The organism is Herbaspirillum sp. NPDC087042 (assembly GCF_044745245.1).
Taxonomy (GTDB): Bacteria; Pseudomonadota; Gammaproteobacteria; order Burkholderiales; family Burkholderiaceae_D; genus Herbaspirillum.
In genome coordinates this window covers 186,412-203,424 of sequence record NZ_JBIUZW010000009.1, presented here as the reverse complement: position 1 = coordinate 203,424, position 17,013 = coordinate 186,412, and the positions used below count along the sequence as shown (strand labels likewise).

Here is a 17,013-nt window from a genome sequence, read left to right as displayed (position 1 = left end):
CTAGGCTGCCGGGAAGTCGCGCTCGCGCACGGCCACACCGTTCGCATCGATGCCATCGGCCAGCCTGAGCGCCGCCACACCCAGCGACGCCACCGCGTCGGCCAGTTCGAACAGGCTCTCCTGGAGGTCCTCGTCGATGACCTGCCCGACCCGCGCCACGACACGCTGATCCTGGCGCAGGACCACCTGCAGCAAGGTCTCGCCCTCGTCTTCCCCGACCGCCAGGATGGCTGTTACCTGCGCCGCATCGACACCGGATTCGGCCAGTCCCTGTTCCAGTTCCGAAAGGATCTGCAGGGTGCGGTATTCGCTGTTGCCGGTGCGCTTGGCGCCGTGGAACAGATCCTGGTAGAGGAAGTGCAACTGGCATTGTGCCGCCTCACCCGACTGGCCGACCAGGCATTGCTGCATCAGCGGCGTGACCTGCTCGCTCCATTGACGGAAGCGCTGGGCGCGCTGCTCGAAATAGGCATCGGCGGCCGCTTCATCGGCGGGGATCGCATAGAAGGCATCGTCCAGGTCCTTGAGCGAGAAGCCCAGCAGGAAGCGCAATTCCAGCACCTCATCGTCGGCGCCGAAAGCACTGTCCGGCCAGCCGCGCATGCTGCGCTCGATGGCGGGCACGCTCATGATCTTCTTGTCGGTCAGCGAGGCGAAGGCGTCACGGTTCATGGCCTCGACTTCACCATAGCTGAGGGCATCGATCTCTTCCGGGTGATAGAGATGGTGCACCAGCACCACGCGCGCCCGCTTGCTCTCCAGTCCGGCGTCCTGCAGGCTGGCGCGCAGGGCATCGAAGGCGTCGCCATCCGCCAGTGCCTGCGCCTGGCGCAAACCGCCACGGGTGCGCACCAGCAAGGGAATCAGGAAGGCATTGATCTCCAGCTCCTTCTCGCCCCGGCGCAGCACGATGATGTCAGCCCCCTCCTCGGCCACCTCGCGCAGCAGCGCATGGCCGCGCTGGTCGTCGTAGTGCAACTGCTCCAGCGCTTCGTAGAGGGTGTCGTCGTCACGCTGGCGCAGGGTATTGCGCACCATGCGTTCCAGCTCTTCCTGGCCGGTACGGCGACCACTGGCATCCGGTGTGCCGGCCCCTACCGCGCTGGCCAGGGCGACCATCTGCAGCACGCGCTGCTCGTCCTCGTCCAGGTCCTGGGAAGCCGCGTGGGCATTGAACTGGCGGCGGCGCGAGGCATCGGTGGCCACGTGGGTCCGGGGCTTGTCGCGCGTCGGTCCCTGGGGCTTGTCGGCCGGGCGTGCAGCGGGCTTGGCTGCTGGAGATTTCTTCGATGCAGGTGCCTGCGGCTTGCCCTGTGGGCGCTTGGGTTGGTTCATGGCTTCCTCGCTCAATGCAGCGGTAGTGAATCGGTATTGCGACCGGGCAGCGTCGCCAGCAACATGCCGGCCAATGCCACGGCGAAGGCGCTGGCCTGCAGCGCCGAGAGGCTCTCGCCCAGGACGACCACGCCCACAAGTGCCGCCGACACCGGCAGCATCACGGTGAACACGCCGGCACGGGCGGCCGGCACCACCTTCAGGCCGGTCATCCACAGCCACACCGTCCAGACGCTGGCTGCCAGTCCATAGAACAGCAGCAGTACCCAGATATCGACGGGGACCACGGCAAAGTCGAAATGCAGGGCGGTATAGAAACCCATGGGCGTCATCAGCAACAGGCCCCAGAGGTTGATGACGGCGCTGATGCGCTTGGGGGTGAGCACGGCGGTGAGCTTCTTGCCGATGACGGCATAGGAAGCCTCGCACAGCACCGCGCAGAACACCAGCACATTGCCCAGCCACGCATACTGGCCGGCGGCATTGGCCGCAGGAGCCGCGCCGTGGGTATCCTTGGCCAGCGACAACAGGCCGATGCCGATCGCCCCGCAGGCCACCGCGCCCCAGACGCGCAGGCTGATCTTTTCCTTCAGGAAGATCCAGCTCATCACCGCCACCACGGCCGGGATGGCGGACATGATCACGCCCGCCGAGACCGCGTTGGTCATGGAGACGCCCGTGATCATGCACAGCGTGAAAAGGAAATTGCCCAGGAAGGATTCCAGGAACACCAGCCAGCGCGACTGCGTGCTCAGCGGTTTTTCATCGGCCGGCTTCTTCATCCAGCGCACCATCGCCACCGCACCGATGGCAAAGCGCAGCCAGGCCAGCAGGAACACCGGCAGCATCGCCGCCAGTGGCTTGGTCAGGGCGACATAGGCGCCCACCAGGGACATGCTCAGGATCAGGCAGCCGTAACCCAGGGGGCGGCTGGGGGTATAACTCATGTGTCGTTGGTCTTGTCAGGAGTGGAGAGATCGACGGGAACCCTGCAATCACGGCCCCGTCGCCAAGCCCGCATTTTAACCGTTCGCTCCCGATGCGCCGCTGTGGTGCGTGCCTATGTGCCACACCTATGTTCATTACGCATAGGAAAAACCACCCCCGCCCCGATGCCCGCCGCCATCCATGCACGCCATGCATGGGCCGGGTCCGCATCGCGGCGCATACTAGGGCCTGCCCGCGCCACATCATCGCGCATGAAAGGAAGCACCATGTCCCCCACTCCCGCCAGCCCCCGACGCTCCTACGGCATCATCGGCGGCCTCGGTCCGCTGGCCTCGGCCGATGTGTTCTTCAAGCTGATGCAGGCCATGGCCGCGCGCGGCAGCATCGGTGAAGCCGACGTGGTGTTCGAGCAGCATCCCCTGGGCAGCAGCGGCGCCACCAGCGCCGCCACCACCGAGCGCAAGCTCTATGTGTTCGACATGATCCGCGACTTCGAACAACGCGGTGTGGGCGCTGTGGTGCTGCCCTGCTTCCTCAGCCACACCTTCCTGGACGAACTCAAGGCCAATACCACCCTGCCCATCGTGGACATGATGGAAGCGCTGCGCCACCATCTGGAGCAGGCCTATCCGCAGTCCACCCGCATCGGTGTGCTGGCCTCCGACTACACGCGCGCCAGCGGCCTGTTCGAGCGCTACTTCCCGGCGCCGCGATTCGAGCTGCTCTATCCACGCCTGGACGCCGACGGCGACCTGGTCACCGACGCCGTCTATGGTCCCGGCGGCATCAAGACCGGGCAACTGGATGGCGCACCGCTGATGAAGCTCGACCGCGCCGCCGCCAGCCTGCAGGCGCAGGGCGCGCAAGTGATCCTGCCGGGCCTGACCGAGGTGGCCCTGGTGGCACAGGCCCTGGCGCGCCTGTCGACGCTGGCCATCCCCGTCATCGACAGCAACCAGGTCTATGCGCGCTATATCGCCGAGGGCCAGCGCCAGGCCACCAGCAAGCCCTTCAAGGTGGGCGTGGTGGGCGGCGTGGGGCCGGCGGCGACCGTGGATTTCATGCAGAAGGTGGTGCGCAATACACCGGCGGCGCGCGACCAGGATCACATCAAGCTGCACGTCGAGCAGAATCCGCAGATCCCCGACCGCACCGAGAACCTGATCGGCCAGGGGCAGGATCCGACCATCGCCCTCTACGCCACCTGCAAGAAGCTCGAAGACGGCGGCGCCGATCTCATCGCCATTCCCTGCAACACTGCGCACGCCTATGTGGAACGCATCCAGCCGCGCCTGTCCATCCCCATCGTCAACATGCTGACGGTGACGGTAGAGAGCATCCGCGAGCGCTTCCCCGCACTGAAGCAAGTCGGTCTGCTGGCCACCTCCGGTACGCTGGGCAGCGGGGTCTACGAACGCGCCCTGGCCGAACAGGGCTTGCAGCAGTTGAGGCCCTCAGCGGACATGCAGGAGCGCGTGATGCAGGCCATCTATGGCCGCCACGGCGTGAAGGCGGGCTATACCGAAGGGCAATGCCAGGACGATATCCGCGCCGGTCTCGATGACCTGGTGCGGCAAGGCGCCCAGGTGGTGATCCTGGGTTGTACCGAATTGCCATTGCTGCTGCCCATGGCCGAGCTGGTACAAGAGGATGGCCAGCGCATCACCTTGGTCGATCCTACCGATACGCTGGCGCGCCGTTGTGTGGCGCTGGCCGGTGAGCGGCGCGCCGGCTGAACAAAGAGGAAATCCTTACCACGCTGCCAGAATGCCGCCCTTGAATTCAGTCTCGATGTAGCGCTTGACCTCGTCGGACTGGTAGGCCTGCACCAGCCGACCCAGCCAGGGTTGCGCGCGATCCTTCTCACGCACGGCGATCAGGCAAGCATAGGGACTGTCGCCGCTCTCCACCACCAGGCTGTCACGCGCCGGGCTCAGGCCCGCCTTGGCGGCATAGTCGGCATTGACCGCCGAGGCATCCAGGTCGTCGAGCGTGCGTGGCAGTTGCGCGGCATCGATCTCGATGAATTTCCACTTGCGCGGATTGTCGGTGATGTCGATGGGCGTGGCATTGGTGCCGGTGAGCGGATCGATGCCGGCGCGCAGCTTGAGCACGCCGTGCTTCTGCAACAACAGCAGCACCCGGCTTTCATTGGCGGGATCGTTGGGGATGCCGATCTTGGCGCCCACCGGGATGTCATCGAGCTTGCGGTACTTCTTTGAATAGATCGCCATCGGGCCGATCATGGTCTTGCCCTCGGCATAGAGCTTGTAGCCGCGCGCCTTGATCTGCGCATTCAGGAAGGGCCGATGCTGGTAGCTGTTGGCATCGAGCTCGCCAGCATCCAGTGCGGCATTGGGCTGGATGTAGTCGTTGAACTCGATGATCTTGATCTTGTAGCCGGGATTGTCACGCTCGAAGACGCGCCGCGCCTGCTCGAAGATCTGTGCATGCGGACCGCTGGTGACACCGACCCGCAATACCCTTTCCTCTGCCGCTGCTGCCGGCGACGTCGCCGTCCATCCCGCCATGACGAACATGGCCCATGCCAACACGGTTTTTGCTACGTAGTTCATCCGCTTCCCCGACTGTAAAAAGAACAACTGTAGGTGCGCCCGTCGGGTCGGGGAAGGAATCTTTTCAGGCTTGCTTATGTGGCGCGCGCATGTGATTGCGCGGCCACCGGATCAGGCATGCTCGGCACTGGCCGCAACGCGGAAACCCGCGCCCACGTGCTCTTGCGGCAGGGTCGCGCCACGCTGGAACAGCTTCTCGCGCAGCGTACCGCTGGCGTAATCACGCTTGTAAGATCCGCGCTCCTGCAACACCGGAATCACCAGGTCGACGAAGTCTTCGAAGCTTTCCGGCGTCACCGTGCGCGTGAGGTTGAAACCATCGATGCCGGTCTCTGCCACCCACGCCTCCAGCTCGTCGGCGATGCGCTCAGGCGAGCCGACGATGCTGGCGTAGCGCCCACCCAGTTCAAGCTGCTGCAACAGCTTGCGCTTGGTCCAGTTCAGCTCGGGCTGGGTGACGGTCTTGGCCAGCGATTCGATGGCATTGGTCTTGGCGGCGCGGATCGGTTCATCCAGGTCAAAGCGTGAGAAGTCGATGCCGGTGCCGGCCGAGAAATGCGCCAGCCCGGCTTCGGGACTGGCATAGCTGGCGTATTCGCGGAAGCGCTCCTGCGCCAGCTGATCGGTGCGGCCGGTGACTACGGTCAGGCCCATGAAGATCTTGATCGCATCCGGATCGCGCCCTTCACGCGCAGCGCCGTCCCGGATGCTCTGCACCAGCTTGCGCGTGGCATCGCGGCTCTGGCTGGAGATGAACACGCACTCCGCATGGCGCGCACCGAAGGCCTGGCCGCGTCCCGAGGATCCGGCCTGGTAGAGCACCGGTGTGCGCTGGCGCGAGGGCTCGCTCAGGTGGATGCCTTCGACGTGGTAGTAGTCGCCATGATGGTGGATCTTGTGCACCTTGGCCGGGTCGGCATAGATCCGGCGCGCGCGATCGCGCAGCACGGCGCCGTCTTCCCAGCTGCCTTCCCAGAGCTTGTAGACCACCTCCATGAATTCATCGGCGCGGTCGTAGCGCTGGTCGTGCTCCAGCTGTTCGTGCAGGCCCATGGCGCGGGCGGCGCTGTCGAGGTAGCCGGTGACGATGTTCCAGCCCACCCGACCTGCGGTGAGATGGTCCAGCGTGGACATGCGGCGGGCGAACAGGAAGGGCGTCTCGTAGCTCAGATTGGCCGTGACGCCAAAGCCCAGGTGCTCGGTCACGGCCGCCATGGCCGAGACCAGCAGCAAGGGATCGTTGACGGGCAACTGTATCGTCTCGCGCAAGGTGAGATCGGTGTTGCCCTGGTAGACGTCATAGACGCCGACGATATCGGCCAGGAACAGGCCGTCGAACTTGCCGCGCTCCAGCAGGCGCGCCAGCTGCGTCCAGTAGGCGATGTCGGTGTAGTCCTGCGAGCGGTCGCGCGGATGCGTCCACAGGCCGTGGTTGATGTGGCTGACGCAATTCATGTTGAATGCGTTGAGACGGATTTCCTTCTTGGCCATGATGATTCCCGGGATGCGTCAGAGCGCGCCGTGGCGCGGTGGCTTCTTGCCGTTGAGTACGTAGTTGCCGATGGCGTGGTACTTCCAGCGCACCGGATCGTGCAGGGTGTGGGTACGGGCATTGCGCCAGTGGCGATCGAGGTTGTGCTCGGCCAGCGTGGACTGTGAACCGGCCAGTTCGAAGAGCTTGCTGCCGGCCGCCAGCGACACGTCATTGGTCAGCACGCGCGCCTCGGCCACGGCGATGGAGGCGGCGGCCACACTGTCTTCCGTGGGGTCGGCGGCGGCCGCATCGACCTTGCGACCGGCGCGTTGCAGCAGCGCTTCGGCGGCGTGCAACTGGATGGTGAGGTCACCCACTTCGCGGATGGTCAGCGGATCCTCGGCGGCGCGTTCGACACCGCTGTCGATCCATGGGCGCGAACGGGTGCGCACGAATTCCAGCAGGTCGCGGTAGGCGCCCCGGGCGATGCCCAGGTCGATGGCTGCGTGCTGGATCTGTGCCATCGGCCCGATCTGGGTCGGGCGCGAGAAGGCCGAGGAAAACCCGATCACGGCATCGGCCGGTACATGGACGTTCTCGAACACCGCGCTGCCGCTGCCGGTGGTGCGCTGGCCGAAGCCGGACCAGTCATCGATGATGGTCAGGCCCGGTGCATGGCGCGGCACGATGGCCAGTTGCTGCACGCCCAACTCATCGATCACCGAGGTCGGCACCCAGTCGGCATAGAGCGCACCGGTGGCGTAGAACTTGCGACCGTTGATGCGATAGCCGGGGCCGTCGATGTTGCGGGTCAGGCGGGTCTTGCGGTCATGCGAGGTCCTGGTGCCCAGTTCGGCCAGGGCGTTGCCGAAGCGGTCGCCCTGCAGCACCCGTTCGAAGAAGAAGCGCTTCTGCGATTCGTTGCCGTTGACGCGGATCAGTTCCACCGCATAGAAATGGTTTTGCGGAATCTGTCCGATGGAACCATCGGCCGCCGAGATGATGGCGATGACCTCGGCCAGGGTGCCATAGGAAACCCCGGCACCGCCATATTCACGCGGCACCGTGATGCCCCACAAGCCCGAGCGCACATAGCGCTCCAGCTCGTCCCAGGGCAACTTGCGTTCACGGTCGCGCAGGGCGGCTTCGCGGGCGAAGTCCTCGGCCAGCCGGTGGGCGGTGGCCAGGGCCTGGGCGTCGTCGCGGAGGCGGGCGACGCTGCGCGGCGGCGTGGCCGAGGGTGGGGGGAGCGAGTCGAGCGTGGCGCTGGCGAGCTCGGCGATGGCGGTCTGGGTCATGGCGATTCCCTAACGAGAATGAGGGGGATGAGAGTGATGCACGCCGGCATCAGCTCCACGAGTGACGTGGCGGCGGCGTGCCGTTCAGGGCATGGTTGCCGACGGCGTAATACTTCCAGCGCACCGGGTCGTGCAGCGTATGCACGCGGGCATTGCGCCAGTGGCGATCGAGGTTGTGGGCCGCCAGCGTGGCCGCCGAACCGGAGAGTTCGAACAGCTTCTCGGAGGCCAGCAGCGACAGTTCGGTAGAGAGCACCTTGGCTTCGGCCACGGCGACCGAGGCCTGGGCCATCTGCGCGAAGTCGGGCTGCGCGGGCAAGGCGTCCAGCACCTGGGCGGCACGTTCCAGCAGGGCCTCGGCGGCATGCAGGCGCACGGTGAGATGACCGATGTCGCGCAGGATGTAGGGGTCATCGGCGGCGCGTTCCAGGCCGCTGTCGATATAGGGGCGCGAACGGGTGGTGACGAAGGCGATCGTATCGCGCACGGCGGCTTCGGCGATGCCCACGTCGATGGCGGCCTGGATCAGTTGCGAGACCGGACCGATGTTGTTGGGACGCTGGAACAGGTCCTTGACCACCAGCACCTGTGCCGCCGGCACCGGCACATTGTCGAACACCACGGTGCCGCTGGCGGTGGTGCGCTGGCCGAAGCTGGACCAGTCGTCGATGACGCGCAAACCCTCGGCGTCGTGGCGGTTGTAGACGAACAGCGGCACGCCCTCGTCATCGACGGCACGGCTGGGAATCCAGTGTGCATAGAGCGCACCGGTGGAATAGAAGCGCGTGCCGTTGAGCCGATAGCTGCCATCACCGGCGGCCACGTCGAGGCTGGCGCGGGTGCGCACGTCGAGCACGTTCTTGCCGTTGCGTTCCGGCCCGGCATTGCCGAAACGGGCGCCGTCGAGCGCCTCGCCGAAGAAGAAACGCTTTTGCTCTTCGCTGGCGGCATGGGCGATGACGTTGAGGTTGCCGAAGTGGTTTTGCGGAATCTGTCCGATGGAAGGATCGGCGGCCGAGATGATGCGAAAGACTTCCGCCACCGTCACCCAGGAAGCGCCGATGCCGCCGTGCTCACGCGGCACCGAGATGGCCCACAGGCCGCTTTGCGAGAAACGCTCGATCTCCGCGAAGGGCAGCACGCGCTGGCGGTCACGCTCGGCCGCACCGGCGGCGAATTCCCGGGCCAGCTCGCGCGCCACCTTGATGGCCTGCTGCTCGCTGGCAATGTGCTGGGCCGGACGCAGGCTGGGGCGGCGCGGGGCATGGGGGAGGTGCGCGGACATGGGACCACTCCTTACAGAATCGGCGGCGGCGCCGACGGGCGCACGCATGCGGGGTCTCATTAGAGCAAAGCACGCCGCGATTTCGAACTAAGCATTGCGCAATTGCTTATGCGTTGCCCGCATGAAAGCCCGGCAATACGCGGGTTCCAGGCGAAAAGACGGACAAAGTGCGCTAGAATGCGCCGACGTTTGTCATTACGTCATTACCCAGAAACACCGCCATGCTTACCCTCACCGAACTTGAAGATGCCATCAACTACTGGCGCCACCAGCGCCCGGCCAGCGGAGAGGAGTGCGCACTGTCCCCCGAAGTCAATGTCCTGGCCGGCCTGTACGCCCTGATGATCTTCTACCGCCGCCACGACGTGACGCTGGAACAGATCGAGCCGCAAGCCCGCCAGCTGATCGAGTCCTGGCGCGCCAGCCGGGCCTGATTCCGGACCGCTGCGTTCTGTCATCGTCACTTTCCTGTAAGCGCGTTATCCTAGACTCCTTCTGAACGTTCCCGCTGTTCCCGGATCTCTCTGGAACACCCTGAAAGGAAGAACGATGCGCAAGGAGCCTGAACAAACGCCCCCGTCCGGTCGCAAGACGCCGGCGGCCAAACCTGCGACGACCGCCGCCAAGACCGCCAGCGCCACGCGGCGGCCGCGCGTGGCGCTGGTGCTGCAGGGCGGTGGCGCGCTGGGAGCCTACCAGGCCGGGGTCTACCAGGCGCTGCATGAACACGACCTCACGCCCGACTGGGTCATCGGCACCTCCATCGGTGCCATCAATGCCGCCCTCATCGCCGGCAACCCGCGTGAGACCCGCATCACCCGCCTGCGCGAATTCTGGGACACCGTCGCCCACCCCGACCTGTTCGACCTGCGCCAGGTGCCCGACACCCTGCGTCCGCTGGCCACCCGCATGACCACGCTGGACACCTTCATGCGCGGCGCCCCCGGCTTCTTCCGGCCGCGCCCCTTCAATGCCTTCGCCGCTGGCCTGCCGGTGCCGCCCGAGGAAGCCAGCTTCTACAGCACGGCCGAATTGCAGGAGACGCTCGCGCGCCTGGTCGACTTCGACTACCTCAACGGCGCCTCGGGCATCCGCATGACGGTGTCGGCGGTCAAGGTCACCTGTGGCACGCTGGTCAATTTCGATTCCCAGGCGCGCCCCATCGGTCCCGAGCACATCATGGCCAGCGGCGCCCTGCCGCCCGGCTTTGCGCCGGTGCGGGTGGACGGCGAGCTGTACTGGGATGGCGGGCTGTACTCCAATACCCCGCTGGAAACCGTGCTCAACGACGAGCCGCGTACCAATCTGCTGTGCATGATGGTGGACCTGTGGCACGCCGATGGCCCCGAACCGCGCACGCTGGAAGAGGTACAGACGCGCGAGAAGGATGTCACCTTCGCCTCGCGCTCGCAGCGCCATATCGACGCCTATCTCCAGCAATACCGCCTGCGCCGCGCCGCCCACGCGCTCTACAAGCGCCTGCCGCGCGAGTTACTGACCCAGGAAGACCGCCAGATGATGGCCGAGCTGGGGGCCGATACCACCATCCACATCGTGCGCCTGGCCTATGCCGGACGCGACTGGAACATGGCCTCCAAGGACGTCAACTTCGCCCGGGGCTCGGTGCAGTGGCGCTGGGAACAGGGTTACCAGGATGGCTTGCGCGGCATCGCGCTGGGCCAGGGCTGCCCCTTCTCGGAAAGCGATACCGGCATCGTGGTGCATGACCTGCCCAGCGGCGAGACCCATGTGGCCCCGTCCAAGGCAGCCAGGGCGGCAAAACCGACCGAACGTTCGTCTTGATCGGCCGCAAAGCCTTGCTGGGTGCGCCGTCGCATAATTTCCACGGCCTCGCAAATAAATTTGTGCGGCGCACAAATAACACTTGATTTCACCAAAGAAGTGCATAAAATAGGAATTGTTGCGGCGCACAAATCATGATTGTTTGTTGATTCTGGTCGAAAGCCGCTCTCGAAAGCCGACTGTCCGGCTGCTCATTTGTCATATCACCAAGGAGATGAAGATGTTCTCGTACCAAGATCAGTTTTCCGCCGCCACCAAAGCCAACCTGCAAGCCCAGCTCGACCTGATCAACAGCCTCACCGCCAAGGCCTTCGAAGGCGTTGAAAAGATCGTCGACCTGAACCTGTCGGCCACCAAGGCCACCCTGGAAGAAGCCACCGCCGCCGCCAAGCAGCTGGCCGCTGCCAAGGATCCGCAAGAACTGCTGGCTGTTGCCGCCGCCCAAGCCCAACCGGGCGCCGAAAAGGCCACCGCCTACGGTCGTCACCTGGCGGGCATCGTCTCGGCCACCCAGGCTGAATTCACCAAGGCTGCCGAAGCCCAGGTCGCCGAAACCAGCCGCAAGCTGTCGGCCCTGATCGACGAGATCAGCAAGAATGCGCCCCCGGGTTCGGAACAGGCTGTCTCCATCCTGAAGGCCACTCTGACCAACGCCAACGCTGCCTACGAGCAACTGTCCAAGACCAGCAAGCAAGCCGTGGAAACCCTGGAAGCCAACCTGAGCAACGCGACCAAGCAATTCACCGCTGCCGCTGAAAAGACCGTCGCTGCGACCCGCGCCAAGAAGTAATCGGTAGGCGATCAGCAGGACTAGCAACACCAGCAACACCAGCAAGGCAAACGAAAAAGGCCGCTCCGGGAAACCGGAGCGGCCTTTTGCTTTGGTGTCGCGCCGGGATCAGCCCTGGGCGGCGATATCCAGCGCCAGTGCCTCGGCCACACGGATGCCATCGATGGCGGCCGACATGATGCCGCCGGCATAACCCGCACCCTCGCCGGCGGGATAGAGGCCGCGGGTGTTCAGGCTTTGCAGGCTGTGGTCATCGCGCTTGATGCGGATGGGCGAGGAGGTCCGGGTCTCGATACCGGTCAGCACGGCGTCGTGCATGGCGTAGCCACGGATCTGCTTGTCGAAGGCCGGCAGGGCTTCGCGGATGGCATCGATGGCGTACTTGGGCAGCGAGGGGTTGAGGTCGCCCAGCTTCACGCCCGGCTTGTAGGATGGCTCCACGCTGCCCAGCGCGGTCGAGGGACGGTTGGCGATGAAGTCGCCCACCAGTTGCCCCGGCGCATCGTAGTTGCCGCCGCCCAGTTCATAGGCGCGGCTTTCCCACTCGCGCTGGAAGGCGATGCCGGCCAGCGGATGCCCCGGATAGTCGGCCGGCGAGATGCCCACCACGATGCCGCTGTTGGCATTGCGCTCGTTGCGCGAATACTGGCTCATGCCATTGGTGACCACCCGGCCCGGCTCGGACGTGGCCGCCACCACCGTGCCGCCCGGGCACATGCAGAAGCTGTAGACCGAACGGCCATTGGCGGCATGGTGCACCAGCTTGTAGTCGGCCGCGCCGAGGATGGGATGGCCGGCGCTGGGGCCGAAACGGCACTTGTCGATCAGCGACTGCGGGTGCTCGGCGCGGAAGCCGATCGAGAACGGCTTGGCCTCGATGTAGACACCGCGCTCGTACAGCATCTCGAAGGTATCGCGGGCGCTGTGGCCGATGGCCAGCACCACATGGTCGGCCTCGATCTGCTCGCCCGAGGCCAGGGTCAGGCCACGGATCTGGCCGTCTTCGATCAACACATCCTCGACGCGCTGCTCGAAGCGGAATTCACCGCCCAGCTTCTCGATCTTGTCGCGCATCAGCTGGATCATCTTGACCAGGCGGAAGGTGCCGATGTGGGGCTTGCTGACGTACATGATTTCCGGCGGCGCGTCGGCGGCGACGAATTCGGTCAACACCTTGCGGCCATAGTGCTTGGGATCCTTGACCTGGCTGTAGAGCTTGCCGTCGGAGAAGGTGCCGGCCCCGCCTTCGCCGAACTGCACGTTGGATTCGGGCTTGAGCTCGCGCTGGCGCCACAGGCCCCAGGTGTCCTTGGTGCGCTCGCGCACGGTCTTGCCGCGTTCCAGGATGATCGGGTTGAAGCCCATCTCGGCCAGCAGCAGCGCGGCAAACAGGCCGCAGGGACCGAAGCCGATCACCACCGGACGCTTCTTCAGGCCGGCCGGGGCGCGGGTGACGAAGTGATAGGAAGTGTCGGGCGTGGGCGCGACATTGGTCTTCTTCGCATGGCGCTGCAGGACCGCCGCTTCGTCCTTCACCTCGACATCGATGGTGTAGTTCAGGGTGATGGCCGACTTCTTGCGGGCATCGTAGCTGCGGCGAAACAGCGTGAAGGACACCAGCTCATCGGCCTGGATACCGAGACGGTCGAGGATGGCGGCGTTCAGTTCTGCTTCCGTATGGGTCAACGGAAGGCTTAGCTCAGAGATGCGCAACATGTGCGGGGACTTTCAACAAGACTGGGGATGCAGGAGGCGGCGCAGGCGGCCTGGCGCGTGCCATGCGGCGGGCTGCGCGAAAGGCGACATTCTACTCCAGCCACGTCGCCCGGCCCAGCCCGCGGCCGGTTGCGCGCATGAGACAAGCCCGCAGGCAGGCCCTCAAACAAGTTGCACAACGCAATCATCTGGCGTTAATCTGGCGACTAACTGCTTGCATATCGCAACCATCGAGGAATGACCATGGACTACACCGACCCGCACCTGCCCCCGCGCGAACAGACCATCCGCCAGTTGCGTGAACTCTCGCGCAAGCTGGTGCGCGAACTGGGCTTCATGCGCAGCACCCTGGCCGGCAGCGACCTGGCCCCGTCGGCGGTGCACGCCATCATCGAGATCGGCCAGACACCCGGCATCCAGGCCCGCGACCTGGGCGAGATCCTGTGCCTGGACAAATCCAACACCAGCCGCCAGGTGGCCAAGCTGGAAGCGCTGGGCCTGCTGCAGCGTACCGCCGTCGCGGGCGATGGCCGCGCCTGGGGCCTGTCGCTGACCGAGGCCGGACAGGGCTTGCGCAAGAGGATAGACAAGTTCGCCACCGACCAGGTCTCGGCGGCGCTGCGACGGCTGGTGCCGGAAGACCAGCAAGGCCTGGTGCGCGCGCTGGCGCTGTATTCGGAGGCGCTCTCGCGGGACAACCCTAACCTGGCACCGCGCCGCGACAGCGCGGTGTCCGATGCGCTGGTGGTGGGCTACCAGCCCGGCTGCATCGGCGACATCTCCGGCCTGCATGCGCGCTACTACGCCCGGGCATCGGGGTTCGGCGTGTATTTCGAGCACAAGGTGGGCAGTGAGCTGGGCGCCTTCGCCCAGGGCTTGCCGGCGCCCGGCCGGCAGCTCTGGCTGCATGTGGAGCAGGGTCGCACGCTGGCCTCGATCGTCATCGATGGCGACCTGGAGAGCGGGCAGGCCCACCTGCGCTGGTTCATCGTCGATGACAGCCTGCGCGGCACCGGGGTCGGACGGCGCCTGCTGCAGGCGGCCATGGACTTCCTCGATGAACACCGGCTGGCCTGCTACCTGTGGACCTTCCAGGGCCTGGATGCGGCGCGCCATCTGTACCTGGATGCCGGCTTCACGCTGGCCGAGCAAGCCCCGGGCGAGCAATGGGGGAGCCGCGTGGTGGAACAGCGCTATGTGCGTGCGGCCCGGGCCTGAGCCCCGCCAACGGCCGCCTCCAACGTATCAGTCTGCCCGGAGTTGTTACCGGCAAGTGCCCACGGCAGCCGCGCCCTCCAGTCCTGGCGCGGCCTGGCGGCGGGCATGACAATGTGCGCCAGGCGCCGGACGACACATCTGGACACAGAAAATTACAGTCTTGAAGCGGGGTCACTCCTACATTGGATTCACGGCACGCGGGAATGAACGAAACCCAGCAACACCTTCCCGAGATGCCGCGCATCATCCATTGCCAACTGCAGGAGTACACGATGAAAACCACAACGACACGCCTCGCCTTCGCCTTCCTGACCACCCTTGCCGCTGTCGGCGCCACCGTCGCCATGGCCCCCGCCGCCCAGGCGCAGGTGGTCGGGGTCGACGTGCGCGTGGGCAATGCGCCGCCGCCGCCGCGCTATGAAGCCGCCCCTCCGCCACGCCATGGTTATGTCTGGGCGCCGGGCTACTGGGCATGGGATGGCCACCGCCACGTCTGGGCCGCCGGCCATTGGGAACGCATGCATCGCGGCTATGCCCGCTATGAACCGGCCCACTGGCAGCAGGGTCCCCGTGGCGGCTGGCACTTCATTCCTGGACACTGGGTGCGTTAAGCCTCTCCGGTGAAGCGGCCCGGGTCCAGGGCCGCCACCAGCTCGCGTGGCAGGGGCAGGGGTTCGCGCTCCAGCATGGCCGCCAGCAACTCGGCCATGAGCGGCGCCCAGATCAGGCCACGCGAGGCATAGCCCAACACGCCGTAAAGTCCCTCTTCACCCGGCAAGGCGCCCACCAGCGGCAGACGGTCGGGGGCGATGCAACGCTGGCCGACCCGCCCGGCCAGTGCGGCATCCTCAGCGGCAGGCAAGCTCACACGCTCGTCGATCTGCGGCAGCATGTGGCGCAGGCGATCGAGGTTTCCGGCGTGGCTGGCGGCGCGCAGGGCGGGATCATGATCCCGGTCGTAGCTGGCGCCCATGCAGACCAGGCCACCGTAGGGCCGGGTCAGGTAGCCGTCGCCGCAGAGGGCGTAAGGCAAGGATGGGAAGTCCGCCGCCGGCAGGTGGGTGACCTGGCCGCGCACGGCAGACAGCGGCAGGTCCATGCCCGGCAACAACTGGCGCGCCTGGATACCTGCGGCCAGCACCAGTACCGGCGCCTGTGCGATCACCCGGCCGGCAGCGTCGCTGGCCTGCCATTGGCCGTCTTGCCGCCGCAGGCTGGCGACCTCGCTGTTGAAGTGGGTCTGCACGCCACCCCGCGCCTGGGCCTCGGCCAGCAGGCGTCGGCACACCGAGGGCGGATTGAGCCAGCCGGCCTCGGGGAAGAAATACCCCCCTCCCATCGTGGCCATGCCCAGCGCGGCAGCCGTTTCATCGGCCGACATCCAGCGGGCATAGCGCGCCGGATAGTGCCACTCCTGCGCGCCCTGCTCGAAGGACAAGGCCTGCTTGGCATCGCGCCCGAATTGCAGGATGCCGCAGCATTCGCCGATGATGGCCGCGCCCTCGTCCACCCCCACCCCGCCCAGGGCTTGCCAGCGCTGGGACGCGAACAGGAAGGCGGCGCGGGTCAGCCGGGCCAGCGGGCTCTCGTCACGCGCCAGCGCCGGCATGAACAGGCCGCCATGGTTGCCGGAGGCACGCGTGGCCGCTTGCGGGCCGGCATCGACCAGGTCGATGCGCCAGCCGCGCGCGCCCAGTCGTTCGGTGATGGCGGTACCGGCCAGTCCGGCGCCGATCACCAGGGCATGGCGTGCATGGACCGGTGTGCGCTGCAAGGGCGTGTCGGCCGCCGCCACGTGCGACGGCGGGCGCGCCCAGGCGGGGGCATAGCGCAGGGCCAGCGCCCCCTCCACCGCCTCGCCGGCAAACCCGACCTGGCGCATTGCGGCCACCAGTGCATCCTGACCGGCACCACCCCACACCAGCGCACGCGCACCGGTCCAGGCCAGCCGCGCCAGGCGCTTACAGGCGTGGGCATGCCAGGCGGGTGCGGCGGGATCGAAAGCCGGTGCATTGGCATGCAGGTAGAACAGGTCGACGGGGGCATCCAGGCGGGCCAGTTCTTCTTCCAGCCCACCCCATACCAGGGTCAGCGTGATACGGCCTTCATCGAGCAACAGCCGGTGCGTGCCCGGCATGGCCAGCGGCCAGACGGCACGCAAGGCCTGTGTATAACTTAAGTCCTCATCCTGATCATGCAACGCCTCCGGCGCAGGAGGATGCGGCAGGATCGCCACGTAGTGCAGGCGCTGCGCCCCGCCCTGCCCGCGCATGCTGGCAAAGGCACGCCAGGTGGCAAGGAAGGCCTGGCCCAGGCCGAAATGCAGGTCCAGCACGGTGGTGCTGTGCTGCGCGCGCAGGCAGTCCTGCAGGCCGCTGGCGGGGGCCGCCAATACACGGGCAGGCCGGGCGGCATCGGCGCGCCAGGCGGCCAGCAATTCCGGGGAGGCAAGTTGGAGGGGACGGGCGGGCATCTTGTGGGCGCGGGCAAGGTCAAGGATAGATCAAGGCCGACATTTTACGCCGCCCCTCCACGCCGGCTTTGCGGCTTGACAAAGCTGCGTTGCAACA

The 17,013-nt window shown here is 66.2% G+C and carries 14 protein-coding genes; 6 read left to right on the top strand and 8 right to left on the bottom strand.

The genetic code is table 11. The features are described 5' to 3' along the window. Together ACIPHN_RS14310 and ACIPHN_RS14305 are read right to left on the bottom strand one after the other, a co-directional pair. Positions 1-1,335 (bottom strand): DUF2863 family protein, encoded by a 1,335-nt coding sequence (locus ACIPHN_RS14310; protein ID WP_400437178.1) that lies wholly within the window; start codon positions 1,333-1,335, stop codon positions 1-3. An 11-nt stretch (positions 1,336-1,346) separates the two neighbouring features. Beyond that, a complete protein-coding gene (locus tag ACIPHN_RS14305; protein ID WP_400437177.1) occupies positions 1,347-2,282 on the bottom strand; it encodes a DMT family transporter in 936 nt (311 codons plus the stop codon). Positions 2,283-2,549: 267 nt separating this feature from the next. On the opposite strand from ACIPHN_RS14305, the gene ACIPHN_RS14300 reads away from it, so the two are divergent. Continuing rightward, on the top strand, positions 2,550-4,019 hold the full coding sequence (locus ACIPHN_RS14300) for an aspartate/glutamate racemase family protein (RefSeq protein WP_400437175.1): 1,470 nt from the start codon (positions 2,550-2,552) through the stop codon (positions 4,017-4,019). A gap of 15 nt (positions 4,020-4,034) precedes the next feature. On the opposite strand, the gene ACIPHN_RS14295 is transcribed toward ACIPHN_RS14300, so the two are convergent. From ACIPHN_RS14295 to ACIPHN_RS14280, 4 genes are all read right to left on the bottom strand, one after another. Further along, positions 4,035-4,823, bottom strand: coding sequence for a MetQ/NlpA family ABC transporter substrate-binding protein (locus ACIPHN_RS14295; protein WP_400437219.1), 789 nt, complete (start codon positions 4,821-4,823; stop codon positions 4,035-4,037). Positions 4,824-4,970: 147 nt separating this feature from the next. Continuing rightward, positions 4,971-6,350 carry an LLM class flavin-dependent oxidoreductase gene (locus tag ACIPHN_RS14290; protein WP_400437174.1) on the bottom strand — a complete coding sequence of 460 codons (1,380 nt, stop codon included), beginning with the start codon at positions 6,348-6,350 and terminating at the stop codon, positions 4,971-4,973. Positions 6,351-6,368: 18 nt separating this feature from the next. Then, the gene (locus ACIPHN_RS14285) at positions 6,369-7,631 is read right to left on the bottom strand and encodes an SfnB family sulfur acquisition oxidoreductase (RefSeq protein WP_400437173.1); all 1,263 of its coding nucleotides are present in this window, start codon (positions 7,629-7,631) and stop codon (positions 6,369-6,371) included. A 49-nt stretch (positions 7,632-7,680) separates the two neighbouring features. Further along, positions 7,681-8,916, bottom strand: coding sequence for an SfnB family sulfur acquisition oxidoreductase (locus ACIPHN_RS14280; RefSeq protein WP_400437171.1), 1,236 nt, complete (start codon positions 8,914-8,916; stop codon positions 7,681-7,683). A gap of 221 nt (positions 8,917-9,137) precedes the next feature. Between ACIPHN_RS14280 and ACIPHN_RS14275 the strand changes: the two genes are divergently transcribed. From ACIPHN_RS14275 to phaP, 3 genes are all read left to right on the top strand, one after another. Further along, complete coding sequence (locus tag ACIPHN_RS14275; RefSeq protein WP_400437169.1) at positions 9,138-9,350, top strand: DUF3717 domain-containing protein; 213 nt, start codon at positions 9,138-9,140, stop codon at positions 9,348-9,350. A 115-nt stretch (positions 9,351-9,465) separates the two neighbouring features. Further along, positions 9,466-10,719 carry a patatin-like phospholipase family protein gene (locus tag ACIPHN_RS14270; protein ID WP_400437167.1) on the top strand — a complete coding sequence of 418 codons (1,254 nt, stop codon included), beginning with the start codon at positions 9,466-9,468 and terminating at the stop codon, positions 10,717-10,719. A gap of 220 nt (positions 10,720-10,939) precedes the next feature. Continuing rightward, positions 10,940-11,509 carry a TIGR01841 family phasin gene (gene phaP / locus ACIPHN_RS14265; protein WP_400437165.1) on the top strand — a complete coding sequence of 190 codons (570 nt, stop codon included), beginning with the start codon at positions 10,940-10,942 and terminating at the stop codon, positions 11,507-11,509. 108 nt (positions 11,510-11,617) lie between these two features. Here the strand turns inward: phaP and ACIPHN_RS14260 are convergent, their stop codons facing one another. Continuing rightward, positions 11,618-13,225, bottom strand: a complete 1,608-nt coding sequence (locus tag ACIPHN_RS14260) for an NAD(P)/FAD-dependent oxidoreductase (RefSeq protein ID WP_400437163.1) — start codon at positions 13,223-13,225, stop codon at positions 11,618-11,620. Positions 13,226-13,468: 243 nt separating this feature from the next. Between ACIPHN_RS14260 and ACIPHN_RS14255 the strand changes: the two genes are divergently transcribed. Beyond that, positions 13,469-14,443, top strand: a complete 975-nt coding sequence (locus ACIPHN_RS14255; RefSeq protein WP_400437161.1) for a GNAT family N-acetyltransferase — start codon at positions 13,469-13,471, stop codon at positions 14,441-14,443. A 272-nt stretch (positions 14,444-14,715) separates the two neighbouring features. Beyond that, the gene (locus ACIPHN_RS14250; protein ID WP_400437160.1) at positions 14,716-15,054 is read left to right on the top strand and encodes a YXWGXW repeat-containing protein; all 339 of its coding nucleotides are present in this window, start codon (positions 14,716-14,718) and stop codon (positions 15,052-15,054) included. On the opposite strand, the gene mnmC is transcribed toward ACIPHN_RS14250, so the two are convergent. Then, complete coding sequence (mnmC, locus tag ACIPHN_RS14245; protein WP_400437158.1) at positions 15,051-16,916, bottom strand: FAD-dependent 5-carboxymethylaminomethyl-2-thiouridine(34) oxidoreductase MnmC; 1,866 nt, start codon at positions 16,914-16,916, stop codon at positions 15,051-15,053. The genes ACIPHN_RS14250 and mnmC overlap by 4 nt on opposite strands. Positions 16,917-17,013: the final 97 nt, after the last annotated feature.

What these genes read in the sequence shown, in the direction of transcription:
- ACIPHN_RS14280 (WP_400437171.1), bottom strand. Translation starts at nt 8,916, where the DNA reads ATGTCCGCGCACCTCCCCCATGCCCCGCGCCGCCCCAGCCTGCGTCCG.
- ACIPHN_RS14270 (WP_400437167.1), top strand. Translation starts at nt 9,466, where the DNA reads ATGCGCAAGGAGCCTGAACAAACGCCCCCGTCCGGTCGCAAGACGCCG.
- ACIPHN_RS14275 (WP_400437169.1), top strand. Translation starts at nt 9,138, where the DNA reads ATGCTTACCCTCACCGAACTTGAAGATGCCATCAACTACTGGCGCCAC.
- phaP (WP_400437165.1), top strand. Translation starts at nt 10,940, where the DNA reads ATGTTCTCGTACCAAGATCAGTTTTCCGCCGCCACCAAAGCCAACCTG.
- ACIPHN_RS14250 (WP_400437160.1), top strand. Translation starts at nt 14,716, where the DNA reads ATGAAAACCACAACGACACGCCTCGCCTTCGCCTTCCTGACCACCCTT.
- ACIPHN_RS14305 (WP_400437177.1), bottom strand. Translation starts at nt 2,282, where the DNA reads ATGAGTTATACCCCCAGCCGCCCCCTGGGTTACGGCTGCCTGATCCTG.
- ACIPHN_RS14310 (WP_400437178.1), bottom strand. Translation starts at nt 1,335, where the DNA reads ATGAACCAACCCAAGCGCCCACAGGGCAAGCCGCAGGCACCTGCATCG.
- ACIPHN_RS14295 (WP_400437219.1), bottom strand. Translation starts at nt 4,823, where the DNA reads ATGTTCGTCATGGCGGGATGGACGGCGACGTCGCCGGCAGCAGCGGCA.
- mnmC (WP_400437158.1), bottom strand. Translation starts at nt 16,916, where the DNA reads ATGCCCGCCCGTCCCCTCCAACTTGCCTCCCCGGAATTGCTGGCCGCC.
- ACIPHN_RS14260 (WP_400437163.1), bottom strand. Translation starts at nt 13,225, where the DNA reads ATGTTGCGCATCTCTGAGCTAAGCCTTCCGTTGACCCATACGGAAGCA.
- ACIPHN_RS14285 (WP_400437173.1), bottom strand. Translation starts at nt 7,631, where the DNA reads ATGACCCAGACCGCCATCGCCGAGCTCGCCAGCGCCACGCTCGACTCG.
- ACIPHN_RS14255 (WP_400437161.1), top strand. Translation starts at nt 13,469, where the DNA reads ATGGACTACACCGACCCGCACCTGCCCCCGCGCGAACAGACCATCCGC.
- ACIPHN_RS14300 (WP_400437175.1), top strand. Translation starts at nt 2,550, where the DNA reads ATGTCCCCCACTCCCGCCAGCCCCCGACGCTCCTACGGCATCATCGGC.
- ACIPHN_RS14290 (WP_400437174.1), bottom strand. Translation starts at nt 6,350, where the DNA reads ATGGCCAAGAAGGAAATCCGTCTCAACGCATTCAACATGAATTGCGTC.